A 13,212-nucleotide genomic window follows, 5' to 3' on the forward strand; every position below is an offset into this window, starting at 1 on the left:
CGAATTGCTAGAAAACTTCTTTCTCACACGTTGGGTATTTTTGCCAATTTTAAACAAGGTAAAAGTCAACGCGACTGGCTTCAACAAGCCAACGTTATAAGATGTTAAAGTCGAGCATCGCGTAAAATTAAGTTTTGCGACGTTTCTTTATAAAAGCAAAGATGAAAAACAGGACGCTCGTACCCCATATTGGTAAATTCCCGAAGCGAAAATAAGGGGTTATTCCTGTGGCTGGCGTTACTTTGGCTTCCAATACCTGCCGGGTAAATTGTGGAAGTTCAACCTGAATGGAGCCGTCCGGATTGATTACTGCTGTAACACCATTATTCGTTCCTCTTAGCAGAGGACGGCCTAGTTCAAGAGCGCGCATCCGTGCCATTTGGAAATGCTGCCAAGGGCCAATGGAACGTCCAAACCAGGCATCATTAGAAACGGTCAGGAGGAACTCTGTGTCAGGTTTGAAATTATCACGTACCTGTTCACCTAAAATAATTTCATAGCAGATAGCAGCAGTAATATTGTGTCCGGCAACAGAAAGTTGGGGTTGGATGTAATTACCTTGGCTAAAAGAAGACATTGGCAAATTGAATAAAGGTGCTAGTGGCCGCAGGATTGATGCCAATGGCACAAATTCCCCAAATGGTACCAGGTGATGTTTGTCGTAACGGGTTAGTGCTGGGTACTGGTAAGGTATTTTATCCCCCAATACGATAATGCTGTTATAAAATTTATAACCTTCCAACGTCGGTCGGGCGTCCACAATGCCAGTGATCAAACTGGTATTGTGTTTCCTCAACACGCTATCCAATTTAGTCAGGAAATCACTTTGGTTATATTCATAATCAGGAATGGCAGATTCTGGCCAAATGATGATTGGTACTTGACCAATGAAAGGACGGCTGTTATCCAAATAAATATCTAATGTTTTTCCAAGAACAGCGGGATCCCACTTTATGGCCTGAGGAATATTACCTTGAATCAAAGCAATATTAGTGGTTTTTTCTGGTTGTAGGGTGTACCACTGGTAGTGATTCATTGGCCACGGTAACAGCAGCAGGATAATGGCGAAGATAGTCGCGGAAATTTTTTTCTGGGTGACAGCAAAAACCAGTAGTCCGCTGATCATCATCAGCAAGAAAGTAATACCTTCCACCCCCAGAATAGGCGCAATAGCTTTCATCGGACCATCAATTTGGCTGTAACCAAATTGCAACCACGGAAACCCAGATAACACCCAGCCACGCAAGAATTCTGTCAACTGCCATAGCGCAGGGCTGGCTATAACCAGCCTGATGCTATTAGAAGCTGGAAAAAAGCGGTTCAATAAACCAGTAAACAGAGCGGGATAAAGGGCAAGATAGGCAGATAGCAGGATCACTAAAAAGATATTGATAGCGGTTGGCATACCACCAAAGTCGGCGATACTGACATAAACCCAGTTTGCGCCACTACCAAATAAACCAAGGCCCCAGCATAAACCAATAAAGCAAGCTTGGCGGGTTGTTCTGTTCAAAGAAAGGATTTGCAGGCCGAAGAGGGAAACAAGTGCAGCAGGCCAGAAATCAAAAGGTGAAAAAGCCAGCGTTCCACTGGCTCCGAAGAAAAGTGCCAGCGCAGCACGTAGCCGCTGGCAGCTGATTAATGAGGCTTTGTTCATCCAGATCCTATTTATTGTTTATCAAGGCTAGGAACGCCAGCATCATCCGGTATTTTTACATGAACCTGAATGATTTTACGGCTATCAGACATTGCCACTTTGAAAAGGTAGCCATCAATGGTGATGGATTCCCCACGTGAAGGCAGATGCCCAAATGCCTGCATGACTAGCCCACCAATAGTATCAACCTCTTCATCGCTGAAATTGGTGCCAAAAACGTCATTAAAATCCTCAATTTGAGTCAATGCCCGCACTGAATAGGAGTGGCGACTTAAAGCACGAATATCGTTATCTTCATCATCATCGTATTCGTCCTCTATTTCACCCACAATCAGTTCAAGAATATCCTCAATTGTGACCAGCCCCGAAACGCCGCCAAATTCATCGATCACAATCGCCATATGGTAGCGTTGGGAACGGAATTCTTTCAGCAGGCGGTCAACACGTTTACTTTCCGGCACGACAACAGCCTGACGAAGTACTTTATCAATGCTGAAAGGTTCTGCATTTGTACGCATGAAGGGTAGCAGATCTTTCGCCATTAATATGCCTTCAATGTGATCTTTGTCTTCGCTGATCACTGGAAAGCGTGAGTGGGCCGAGTCAATAATAACATCCAGACATTCGTCCAGAGATTGGTTGCGTTTTAAGGTAACGATCTGTGAGCGTGGGATCATAATGTCACGCACGCGTTGATCAGCAATATCCATGACACCTTCGAGCATCTCGCGGGTATCGGGATCGATTAGGTCGTTCTGCTCCGAATCACGGATCAGTTCAACCAAATCATCACGGTTTTTCGGTTCACCGTGAAAAAGCTGATTAAGAAGCGCAAAAAAGCCTTTCTTAGGGCCAGGGTTATCGTTACTTGAAGGATGGTCGTCGCTCATGGCGTTTTAATGAAAATTCCCCATATAAAATCGTAGACTATTATGTTTAACATAAAAATGTTGACAATGGTTATTCTTTTTCCGCGAGATAGGGATCAGCATAACCCATTTTTTTTAGGATCTCTGTTTCCAGAGCTTCCATTTCTTCCGCTTCATCGTCTTCAATATGATCATATCCCAGAAGATGAAGGCAGCCGTGAACCACCATATGTGCCCAGTGTTCTTCGACCGTTTTTTGTTGCTCATCTGCCTCTTTTTCAACAACTTGACGACAGATAATTAAATCACCGAGTAAGGGTAATTCAACTTCAGGTGGTGCTTCAAATGGGAAAGATAACACATTAGTTGGTTTATCTTTCCCACGATAAGTGAGGTTTAAATCGTGGCTTTCTGCCTCATCGACCAAGCGAATAGTCACTTCACTTTCGGCCTGAAATTGTGGCAAAACACCTTCCAGCCAGTGCTGGAAAAGCGCTTCCTTGGGAAGCCCTTCAGGGTTTTCACATGCAATTTGCAAATCTAATATGACTGAACTCATTGTGCTTCCTGTCTGCGTTTCTCATTGAGCGCTTTTTTACGTTCCTGTTCCGTCGCTTCCCATGCTTCATAAGCAATAACAACTTTTGCCACCACCGGATGGCGAACAACATCTTCACTATGTAAGAAGTTAAAACTCAGTTCATCAACATTAGATAAAACTTCTATTGCGTGACTCAGTCCTGATTTTTGGCCCCTTGGCAGGTCAATTTGGGTTACATCACCGGTAATGACTGCCTTAGAATTAAAACCAATACGGGTCAGGAACATTTTCATCTGTTCAATGGTCGTATTCTGGCTTTCGTCGAGAATAATAAAGGCATCATTAAGGGTACGTCCACGCATATAAGCCAATGGCGCCACTTCAATAACATTTCTTTCGATAAGCTTCTCAACTTTTTCAAATCCCATCATCTCAAACAGGGCATCGTAAAGCGGACGCAGATAAGGGTCGACTTTCTGGCTGAGATCACCAGGCAGGAAACCCAGTTTTTCTCCGGCTTCAACCGCAGGGCGGGTTAGCAGGATACGGCGGACTTCCTGACGTTCCAGTGCATCCACCGCCGCGGCGACAGCCAAATAAGTTTTTCCTGTACCCGCAGGCCCAACCCCGAACGTGATATCGTGATCAAGGATGTTAGCAATATATTGTGCCTGATTGGGCGTGCGGGGCTTTACAACACCCCGTTTGGTTTTGATATTGACGGCCTTGCCGTATTCAGGAACGCTTTCTGCTGCTTGTTCCAGTACCCGGCTTTCGGTAATCGCGAGATGAACCTGTTCAGGCTCAAGATCCGGTATCATGCCGCGTATCGGAGCGGTTTCGACATAAAGGTGACGCAGGATCCCCGCAGCCGCGCTAACACACAATGGTTTACCTGCCAGTTTGAAACGGTTATCGCGGCGATTGATTTCAATCCCCAAACGACGCTCAAGTTGTTTCAGATTATCATCAAGTGGTCCACACAGGCTCATCAAACGTTGATTGTCTGCGGGTTCCAGAAAGATTTCTTGGGTTGCTACTTGTGAGTTTATTTGTGTCACTGATTATCTCTATGTTAGGGCCTATTAAGGCTGATAAAAGCTAACGCCGAGTTCATCTTCTTTGCGAGTACGGGCAATGACTGATTCAGGTGACTCATGGATACGCAGATCCATCTCATCTTCAGTACGAATGACTTTACCACGCAGGGAGTTGGCGTATACGTCAACAATTTCGACATCAACAAATTTACCAATCATGTCAGGTGTTCCCTCAAAGTTAACCACGCGGTTATTTTCGGTACGGCCAGAGAGTTCCATGATATTTTTGCGTGATGGGCCTTCAACCAGAATGCGCTGTGTGCTGCCAAGCATTGCGCGGCTGTAGCTCATGGCTTGTTGGTTAATGCGCTGTTGGAGCAGGTACAAGCGCTGTTTCTTTTCTTCTTCACTGACGTCATCTGGCAAATCGGCGGCGGGTGTTCCTGGACGCGCTGAATAGATGAAGCTGAAACTCATATCGAAGTTAACATCGGCAATCAGTTTCATGGTTTTTTCAAAATCATCCTGTGTTTCACCTGGGAAACCAATGATGAAGTCAGAACTGATCAGGATGTCAGGGCGTGCCTTACGCAAACGGCGAATAATGCCTTTATATTCTAGTGCCGTATGGGCGCGCTTCATCAGGGTAAGGATGCGATCAGAACCACTCTGGACTGGCAGATGGAGGAAACTCACTAACTCAGGGGTATCTTCGTAGACGGCAATAATGTCGTCAGTAAACTCAATTGGGTGGCTGGTGGTGAAGCGAATACGGTCGATACCATCAATAGCCGCAACCAGACGCAACAGTTCTGCAAATGTGCAGATACCGCCATCAAACGTAGCACCACGATAGGCATTAACGTTTTGACCGAGCAGATTAACTTCACGTACACCTTGCGCAGCAAGTTGTGCAATTTCGAATAAAATATCATCACAAGGACGGCTGACTTCTTCTCCGCGAGTGTAAGGTACAACGCAGAATGTGCAGTACTTATTGCAGCCTTCCATGATGGAAACGAATGCTGTTGGGCCATCGGCACGAGGCTCTGGCAGCCGGTCAAACTTTTCAATTTCAGGGAAACTGATGTCAACAACCGGGCTGCGGGTGCCTTTGACATGATTAATCATCTCAGGCAGGCGGTGCAGGGTTTGTGGCCCGAAAATAATATCGACGCTAGGTGAGCGCTGGCGAATGTAATCCCCTTCCTGGGAAGCGACACAACCACCCACACCGATAATGATTTCAGGGTTTTTATCTTTCAGGCCTTTCCAGCGGCCAAGTTGATGAAAGACTTTTTCCTGAGCCTTTTCACGGATTGAACAAGTATTTAGGAGTAAGATATCTGCTTCTTCGGCGACATCGGTTAACTGATAACCGTGAGTGGTTTCCAGCAAATCGGCCATTTTGGATGAATCGTATTCGTTCATCTGACAGCCCCAGGTTTTGATATACAGTTTTTTTATCGTCGACATTTTGTGTATCCGGTGTTTCCAGTGGAATGATGCTTCAACACTGAAAAGCGCAATATATTGCACGCAGTGTATTTAGCATAATATTGCTGGCTATTGTAGTCATTTGAGGCACCAGTGACCAGACTGTAACAGCGGATATTCACAGTCGGAAAGGGAAAATTCCGGTAGACTATTTTAATCAATAAGTTAATGACGTGATGAATATGAATAATCCACAACAAAAATTCGATATCGTTGTCGTTGGCGCAGGTATGATTGGCGCTGCAACAGCATTGGGATTGGCGCAGGAAGGTTGGCGTGTTGCATTATTGGAGCACCAGCCTCCCGCATCTTATGATGCAGATAGTGAACCTGATGTTCGTATATCTGCGATCAGCTGTGCTTCAGTGGGTTTATTGAAACAATTGGGAGCATGGGAAAATGTACTGCGAATGCGCAGTGCCCCTTATCGAAAGTTGGAAACATGGGAGCAAAATGATTCGAACGTCATTTTCGACGCTGAAAGTTTGGGGCTGCCAGAGTTAGGGCATATGGTTGAAAATCGTGTCTTGCAACTGGCATTGTGGCAGGAATTTGAACGTTATCCAAACCTGACATTGATTTGTCCCACTGTTTTGCAATCTATGCAGCGTCAGCATGAAAATAAAACGTGGCTGGTGACATTGGCAGATGGCACGGAAATTGACACACGTCTGATTATTGGTGCAGATGGTGCCCGTTCTCAAGTCCGTCAATTGGCGGGTATTGGCAGTAACGGGTGGCAATATCGCCAGTCATGTATGTTGATAACTGTCAAGACTGACCAGCCCCAACAAGATACAACATGGCAACAATTTTTTCCTTCTGGTCCCAGGGCTTTCTTGCCGTTGTTTGATCAATGGGCCTCGTTGGTTTGGTATGATTCTCCTGCCCGTATTCGTCAATTGCAGTCAATGACGATGGCACAACTTGAGCGAGAAATTTTTCAGGCATTTCCCACTCGCTTGGGTAAAGCCACCCCGATTGCTGCGGGTTCATTTCCTCTGACTCGTCATCATGCCAGCCATTACGTACAAGAAGGGTTGGTTTTGCTGGGAGATGCGGCTCATACCATTAACCCGTTGGCAGGGCAGGGAGTGAATTTAGGTTATCGGGATGTTGATGTGTTACTCAAGGTGCTGATTAATGCTAAAGAATTGTTGGAAGAGTGGGATTCTTTGGCAGTCTTGATGCGTTATCAGCGTCGCAGAATGCCGGATAATTTAGTGATGCAGGCGGGAATGGATTTTTTCCATACTACATTCAGTCATGATTTACCGGGGTTAAAAACGGTACGAAATCTGGCATTAATGGCAGCGCAACGTTCAGGAGTCATGAAAAATCTTGCGCTGAAATATGCCTTGGGACTGTGATGGATATTATCTCCTATTAGCCCCTTATGGGGCTAATTTAGTTGGTTTTATAAGAATATCAGCGGGTATTCCGAGCATACAGTGCAAATTCCGGATCATAGGTAGCGAGTAAGCGTGTTATTGTTATCCAACAGTGTTGTTGAATTGGTGAAGTAGGTAACTGAATACTTATTTATTTGGTAATCGCTGAAGTGGCTTTTATGGGAGATTTTGACGGTTGGAAAACAAAAAAACCACCTTTATTGGTGGCCTCTGCATTAAAGAATATTTTTACTGTTTATTCTTTTTCAATTTGTTACATGTTGTAACTCATTAAAAATATTGGCTGGGGTACCAGGATTCGAACCTGGGAATGCCGGAATCAGAATCCGGTGCCTTACCGCTTGGCGATACCCCAACTTAATTTTTAAATGGTGGCTACGACGGGAATCGAACCTGTGACCCCAGCATTATGAGTGCTGTGCTCTAACCAGCTGAGCTACGTAGCCATTTACGTTAAACGTAATGTTTGTGATAAATCCCAGTGATATGGCTGGGGTACCTGGATTCGAACCAGGGTATGCCAGGATCAAAACCTGGTGCCTTACCGCTTGGCGATACCCCACCTGAGACTTATCAATGCAGCCTTTGTTATCCCCAGAATGTGCAATTAACCTTATATCGTTTTAACTCATTGTTCCAGTTAAATGGCTGGGGTACCTGGATTCGAACCAGGGTATGCCAGGATCAAAACCTGGTGCCTTACCGCTTGGCGATACCCCACCTGAAACAACACATTAAAACTTAAAATCGTTACTAAAACACATCGTAAGTACAACCCGATGAAGAAAATGGTGCGGGAGGCGAGACTTGAACTCGCACACCTTGCGGCGCCAGAACCTAAATCTGGTGCGTCTACCAATTTCGCCACTCCCGCAAAGATGGTGGCTACGACGGGAATCGAACCTGTGACCCCAGCATTATGAGTGCTGTGCTCTAACCAGCTGAGCTACGTAGCCATCTTTTTTCGCTTTGCCTTCATCGGCGGTGCGGGGCGCATTATGCGTATATCAGACAGATGCGTCAACTGCTTTTTTAAAGAAATATGCGCAAAATCGTTTGTTTGTTTGTCTTGTAAGCGTTTTGTCGACAAAGTCAGCTAAAACGGTGGAAATTATCCTCCAAGAAGATGTTGTAACAGTACGCCATTAAGCATTGCTCGTTTCGTTAATGCGAATGCCCCAATTGCTGAACAGTGATTTAGCTCAGAAACCACCACAGGGAGGTCTTCGCGGAATGCTTTTAATACTTGGGTATTGATGCTGCTTTTGATAGTCGGCAGCAATACCTGTTCTGCTTCAGTGATTTCTCCGGCAATCACCACCTTCTGAGGGTTAAATAGATTAATCGCGATTGAGATAGCCTTGCCAAGATAGAGTCCTACTTGTTTGATGACTTCTGTTGCAAGCAGATCGCCCGCGTTGGCTGCAAGGCAAATTGCATGGATATTGCAATTATCCAAGGCAAGCTGACTTGGAAACCCTTGGCGTAATTGTTGCTGTACCTTAGCTTCTATTGCTGAATTGGAAGCGATGGTCTCCAGACAACCAAAATTACCACAATGGCAACGTTCACCCAGAGGATCGATTTGGATATGGCCAATTTCACCCAGGTTACCGCGTTTGTTGAGCAAAATATTATTGTTAACAATGACACCAGCCCCTGTGCCGCGATGAATGCGTACCAGAATGGAATCTTCACAATCGTGTGTTGCCCCGAAATAATTTTCTGCTAATGCAAGGCTGCGAATATCATGACCAATAAAGCAGAAGGTATTGAAATGCTCTTTGAGGATCTTAACCAGAGGCCAGTTATCTACCTTAATGTGTGGCATATAGCGGATAATACCTTGCTCAGGATCAACCAGTCCGGGAAGAATAACTGAAATTGCGATCAATTCACGGAACCGACGTTGGTTTTTGTCGATGAAACTTTCAATGGCGTAAATAATCCGTCTCTCGACTTCCTGCTGACTATTTTCCCGCACAGGGTAATGTGCTTCCACTAACATCTTGCCGCTCATATCGAACAGCGCCACGGTTGCATCATGGCGCCCAAGCCGGACTCCGATCGTATGAAAATGGCGCGTTTCGGTAATAATGGAGATTGCGCGTCTTCCGCCGGTGGAAGCCTGATGTTCGACTTCTTTTATCAGGCCACGCTCCAATAACTGACGAGTAATTTTAGTTACGCTGGCAGGAGCCAGTTGGCTCTCTTCTGCAATTTGGATGCGTGATATTGGCCCATGCTGATCAATCAGCCGATAGACTACAGCACTATTTAGCTGTTTGACGAGATCAATATTACCAATTTGCTTCTGTGCGTTCTCATTACTCATTAGTCTTTATACTCACGGTAGTTTGATTTCATTTCCATTAACAATGGTTTTGCAGATTTTGAAATCGTGAGTAAATGCGGTCAGGTTCGCTACTTTGCCGGATTCAATCGTACCGAGGTGTTTATCAATACCGATTGCCCTGGCTGGGTAAAGTGTCACCATTCGCAACGTTTCATCCAAAGCAATACCAACATGCTCCACACTATTTTTAACACAATCAATCATTGTGATTGATGAGCCGCTCAGTGTTCCATTTTCATCAACACATAAGCCATTTCGATAATATATTGTTTTATTGGCAAAGGTAAATTGTTCTATGGCATCGGGAGCAAGCCCTGCAGGAAGGATGGCATCCGTTACCAGGATAAGCTTTTCGTTTTTTAATCTCTTGGAATTGCGGACATTTGGCCATGATACATGCATTCCATCACAGATAATGCCGGCATAGACTTCTGGGGAATCATAAATGGCACTCACCAACCCAGGCTGACGGCCAGAAATCGCAGGCATGGCATTATATAAATGGGTAGAGAAAGTAATGCCATGTCGGAAGCCATGACGAGCTTCTTCATAAGTCGCATTAGAATGGCCAGCAGAAACAGTCATGCCAGCTTCGGCGAATTGCTGAATATATTTGCTTTCTACCATTTCAGGAGCGAGAGTGATCTTGGTAATAACATCAGCATTCTGGCATAGGTAATTAACCATTTCAGGGGTCGGCTTGCGGATATAAGCTGTATTATGAGTTCCTTTTTTTATTGGATTGATATAAGGCCCTTCCAGATGCAGCCCTAATGCCTGATTAGGATTTTTTTGCAGATAAGCGCGCATTACTTCAATGGCTTTTATCATTAATTCATCAGGACTGGTGATGAGGGTAGGCAAGAAACTGGTACAACCGTAGAGCTGGTTGGTTTTCTGCATGGTATGCAGAGTCTCTTCTGAAATATCTTCCAACTGTTCATTAAACTGGACTCCCCCACAACCATTCAGTTGTAGGTCAATAAATCCTGGTGCGAGATTTGCGCCATGTAAATCGTGTTTTTCAATCTCTTCTGGCAGCTCGTTTACCGGACAGACTTGTTTAATCAAACCATCTGCAATAATGACTGCATGGTTATCGAGCCTGTCATATCCAGTATAAATAATGCCATTGGTTAATGCGTACATTGATATCTTAACTCCTGAATCAGTTTAGCTGGCGAATTCATTAACGATATCGGCCTCTAACTGGTGAAAATACTTCACTGTCTTTACTTTCAGTTCCATAGTGGCGGGTTCATCACAAGCAATAAGTGATTTTGGATGCATCTGGAGACAACTGATTGTCCACATATGGTTGATATTCCCTTCTACTGCGGCTTGCAGGGCTTGCGCTTTATTCATACCGGTTGCCAAAATCATAATTTCTTCAGCATCCATTAAAGTACCCACACCAACAGTTAATGCATATTTGGGGACTTGTTCCACATCATTATTAAAAAAACGGGAATTGGCAGTCCGCGTTTCAATGGTCAGTGTTTTAATTCGTGTGCGTGAAGAAAGAGAAGATGCCGGTTCATTAAAGGCAATATGCCCATCATTACCAACACCCCCCATAAATAAATGTATCTTGCCATAGGCTTTAATTTTATTTTCGTAACGTTGGCACTCAATATCAATATCTTTCGCATTTCCATTTAACAAATTGATGTTCTCTTTTGGAATATCAATGTGATTAAAGAAATTGTGGTACATGAATGAGTGGTAGCTTTGAGGATGATCTTCCGGCAGGCCAACGTATTCATCCATATTAAATGTCACAACATGCTTGAAGCTCACTTTTCCAGCTTGATACAGGGAAATAAGTTCCTTGTAGGTTGTCAGCGGTGTGCTGCCTGTGGGAAGCCCAAGCACGAAAGGGCGTTCTGCCGTGGGATTGAACTCTTTAATCCTACTTACAATATAGTGAGCAGACCATCGGCCAACATCACTTGCCGTAGTTAGGGGGATTAGCCTCATGATTACCTCTTAAAAAACATTCAATAAGTTAATGAAGATAAGTTGTGCACGATATTCGTGATATTTGAGATATTTTAAATCTTAAAATAAGATCGGCAATATGGCTAGTTTTTGTCACTAACAGGTCATATTGTGACTTTTTATTAGCATTTTTAAAAGATGTTTTTTTGTATTATTAAATAAGTTTTTTGGTGTATTTTTCTTTTAAAACAGACATATGGACTGTGCTCGCTATGATAAAAAGGAACATTATCACGTTCCTTTTTATCCCTATAAGTATAAATTATTCAGTTTTATTAGAGTGACTTAATTTCAACTGAACTTTTACCTGTTCAGCGATGCTTTCGGCTTGTGGCCCGAGGACAACCTGAATACTTTGCTTACCTATTTTTAAGACTCCCTTAGCCCCTAATTTCTTCAATTGAGCCTCATCTAACTGGGTGTTGTCTTCTACAGTTAAACGCAGTCGAGTGATACAGGCATCAACAGTACGAATATTGTCAGGCCCGCCGAGCGCACTGATATAGTGTGAGATAGCCTCTTTATCTTGAGATGCCGAAGTTGCTTTATCAGAGTTTTCCTGTTCTCTGCCTATCGTATTCAGATTGAAAATGCGGATCATTAAGGTAAAGACAACGAAATAGATAACAAAGAACAGGATGATAAGTGGGATTAATATCCATGGTTTTGTTGCTAACCCCCAATTTAAGCCAAAATCAATAAGGCCAGCAGAGAAGCCAAAACCGTGCAAGACACCTAAAGAGTTTGCAATTACCATGCTAACGCCCGCAAGAATTGCATGTAACACATATAATATGGGAGCTAAAAACAAGAATGAAAACTCTATTGGTTCAGTGATCCCCGTCAGGAATGATGTTAAGGCGACAGAAAATAACATCCCACCAATTTGAGGACGACGTGATTTTGGTGCAGCCAAATACATGGCTAAAGCAGCACCAGGTAATCCGCCCATAAATATTGGATAGGCCCAGGCCATATAAACCCCGGCATTGGGATCACCAGCAAAGAAGCGATTGAGATCACCACGAGTAAGGTCACTCGCTACTTGAGTAATATTTGAACCTTCTATTCCTGGTATCGCTGCTCCAATAGTGAGCGAGTGTGCTACATCAGGCGCCAAACAGATGTTATGCATTGCTCCAGCCAGATCGTAAGTAATTTTTATACAGTCACCTAAGCTGAACCAGAAAACGGAATGCAGGATATAGTGTAGGCCAAACGGAATTAAGGCACGGTTAAGAACGCCATAGGCAAACCATCCCGCCATACCACTTTTTGAAACTAAAAGGCTAAAATGATCAATGCCATGTTGTACATATGGCCAGATATGCCCGCAAATCCATGCAAGGAAAAGGCAAATAATTCCGGTTATAATGGGGACTAAACGTTTACCAGCGAAAAATGCTAAAAACTCGGGTAATTGGGTTTCAGAAAAACGGTTATAACAGTGGCCAGCAACAATTCCTGAAATAATACCGGCAAAAAACGACATATTGATTTTAGGATCAATAACAGTGGTTGCTTTTGTCAGAATAAAAAAGCCAACGACGCCAGCGAGCGCTGCCGCTCCACTATTATCTTTCGCCAGACCAACAGAGATTCCTAGTGCAAATAGTAAAGGCAAATTTTCGAAAATTCCGCCACCTGCACTGGCAATAAAAGCGATATTAAATACATCCGGTTGACCAAGCCGCAGTAGTAACGCAGCGACAGGAAGTGAAGCGATGGGGAGCATGAGTGCTTTTCCCAATCGCTGTAAGTAACTGAATATGCTCATGATGCTCACCTGTTGTAGTAAATATTATTGGAGACGTTTCACTATTAACAAGACTTATTTTT

The 13,212-nt window shown here is 44.0% G+C and carries 10 protein-coding genes and 6 tRNA genes; 1 reads left to right on the forward strand and 15 read right to left on the reverse strand.

The window, feature by feature from the left end; all coding sequences use genetic code 11:
- Nucleotides 1–127: 127 nt before the first annotated feature.
- The 5 genes from lnt to miaB form a co-directional block, all read right to left on the reverse strand.
- On the reverse strand, nucleotides 128–1,657 hold the full coding sequence (gene lnt, locus Xets_RS27715; protein ID WP_099131104.1) for an apolipoprotein N-acyltransferase: 1,530 nt from the start codon (nucleotides 1,655–1,657) through the stop codon (nucleotides 128–130).
- An 11-nt stretch (nucleotides 1,658–1,668) separates the two neighbouring features.
- Complete coding sequence (corC, locus tag Xets_RS27720; protein ID WP_099131105.1) at nucleotides 1,669–2,547, reverse strand: CNNM family magnesium/cobalt transport protein CorC; 879 nt, start codon at nucleotides 2,545–2,547, stop codon at nucleotides 1,669–1,671.
- Nucleotides 2,548–2,617: 70 nt separating this feature from the next.
- Entirely contained in the window at nucleotides 2,618–3,085 is a 468-nt protein-coding gene (gene ybeY, locus Xets_RS27725) for an rRNA maturation RNase YbeY (RefSeq protein ID WP_187651124.1), read from the reverse strand.
- Nucleotides 3,082–4,128: a PhoH family protein gene (locus tag Xets_RS27730; protein WP_099131107.1), complete on the reverse strand. Its 1,047-nt coding sequence runs from the start codon at nucleotides 4,126–4,128 to the stop codon at nucleotides 3,082–3,084. The genes ybeY and Xets_RS27730 overlap by 4 nt, the downstream gene beginning before the upstream one ends.
- Before the next feature lie 24 nt (nucleotides 4,129–4,152).
- A complete protein-coding gene (miaB, locus tag Xets_RS27735) occupies nucleotides 4,153–5,583 on the reverse strand; it encodes a tRNA (N6-isopentenyl adenosine(37)-C2)-methylthiotransferase MiaB (protein WP_099131108.1) in 1,431 nt (476 codons plus the stop codon).
- Nucleotides 5,584–5,786: 203 nt separating this feature from the next.
- Here miaB and ubiF point away from each other — a divergent pair, with 203 nt between their 5' ends.
- Complete coding sequence (gene ubiF, locus Xets_RS27740) at nucleotides 5,787–6,974, forward strand: 3-demethoxyubiquinol 3-hydroxylase (protein WP_099131215.1); 1,188 nt, start codon at nucleotides 5,787–5,789, stop codon at nucleotides 6,972–6,974.
- A 322-nt stretch (nucleotides 6,975–7,296) separates the two neighbouring features.
- Here the strand turns inward: ubiF and Xets_RS27745 are convergent.
- From Xets_RS27745 to nagE, 10 genes are all read right to left on the reverse strand, one after another.
- Nucleotides 7,297–7,371 (reverse strand) — tRNA-Gln (locus Xets_RS27745).
- 14 nt (nucleotides 7,372–7,385) lie between these two features.
- Nucleotides 7,386–7,462: transfer RNA gene (locus Xets_RS27750), tRNA-Met, on the reverse strand.
- Between the two features lie 41 nt (nucleotides 7,463–7,503).
- Nucleotides 7,504–7,578: transfer RNA gene (locus tag Xets_RS27755), tRNA-Gln, on the reverse strand.
- 83 nt (nucleotides 7,579–7,661) lie between these two features.
- Nucleotides 7,662–7,736 (reverse strand) — tRNA-Gln (locus Xets_RS27760).
- A gap of 69 nt (nucleotides 7,737–7,805) precedes the next feature.
- Nucleotides 7,806–7,890, reverse strand: a tRNA-Leu gene (locus Xets_RS27765).
- A 5-nt stretch (nucleotides 7,891–7,895) separates the two neighbouring features.
- Nucleotides 7,896–7,972: transfer RNA gene (locus Xets_RS27770), tRNA-Met, on the reverse strand.
- 155 nt (nucleotides 7,973–8,127) lie between these two features.
- Nucleotides 8,128–9,351 (reverse strand): ROK family protein, encoded by a 1,224-nt coding sequence (locus Xets_RS27775; protein ID WP_099131109.1) that lies wholly within the window; start codon nucleotides 9,349–9,351, stop codon nucleotides 8,128–8,130.
- A gap of 12 nt (nucleotides 9,352–9,363) precedes the next feature.
- A complete protein-coding gene (gene nagA / locus Xets_RS27780; RefSeq protein ID WP_187651123.1) occupies nucleotides 9,364–10,521 on the reverse strand; it encodes an N-acetylglucosamine-6-phosphate deacetylase in 1,158 nt (385 codons plus the stop codon).
- A gap of 24 nt (nucleotides 10,522–10,545) precedes the next feature.
- Nucleotides 10,546–11,352, reverse strand: coding sequence for a glucosamine-6-phosphate deaminase (nagB, locus tag Xets_RS27785; protein ID WP_099131111.1), 807 nt, complete (start codon nucleotides 11,350–11,352; stop codon nucleotides 10,546–10,548).
- Nucleotides 11,353–11,635: 283 nt separating this feature from the next.
- Nucleotides 11,636–13,150, reverse strand: a complete 1,515-nt coding sequence (nagE, locus tag Xets_RS27790; protein ID WP_187651122.1) for an N-acetylglucosamine-specific PTS transporter subunit IIBC — start codon at nucleotides 13,148–13,150, stop codon at nucleotides 11,636–11,638.
- Nucleotides 13,151–13,212: the final 62 nt, after the last annotated feature.

The sequence above is a fragment of the Xenorhabdus sp. TS4 genome (assembly GCF_014467265.1).
In the GTDB taxonomy this organism is placed as follows: Bacteria; Pseudomonadota; Gammaproteobacteria; order Enterobacterales; family Enterobacteriaceae; genus Xenorhabdus; species Xenorhabdus ehlersii.

Coding starts and splice junctions, on each gene's coding strand:
- ybeY (WP_187651124.1), bottom strand. CDS start 3,085: ATGAGTTCAGTCATATTAGATTTGCAAATTGCATGTGAAAACCCTGAA.
- Xets_RS27775 (WP_099131109.1), bottom strand. CDS start 9,351: ATGAGTAATGAGAACGCACAGAAGCAAATTGGTAATATTGATCTCGTC.
- nagE (WP_187651122.1), bottom strand. CDS start 13,150: ATGAGCATATTCAGTTACTTACAGCGATTGGGAAAAGCACTCATGCTC.
- lnt (WP_099131104.1), bottom strand. CDS start 1,657: ATGAACAAAGCCTCATTAATCAGCTGCCAGCGGCTACGTGCTGCGCTG.
- nagB (WP_099131111.1), bottom strand. CDS start 11,352: ATGAGGCTAATCCCCCTAACTACGGCAAGTGATGTTGGCCGATGGTCT.
- nagA (WP_187651123.1), bottom strand. CDS start 10,521: ATGTACGCATTAACCAATGGCATTATTTATACTGGATATGACAGGCTC.
- miaB (WP_099131108.1), bottom strand. CDS start 5,583: ATGTCGACGATAAAAAAACTGTATATCAAAACCTGGGGCTGTCAGATG.
- corC (WP_099131105.1), bottom strand. CDS start 2,547: ATGAGCGACGACCATCCTTCAAGTAACGATAACCCTGGCCCTAAGAAA.
- ubiF (WP_099131215.1), top strand. CDS start 5,787: ATGAATAATCCACAACAAAAATTCGATATCGTTGTCGTTGGCGCAGGT.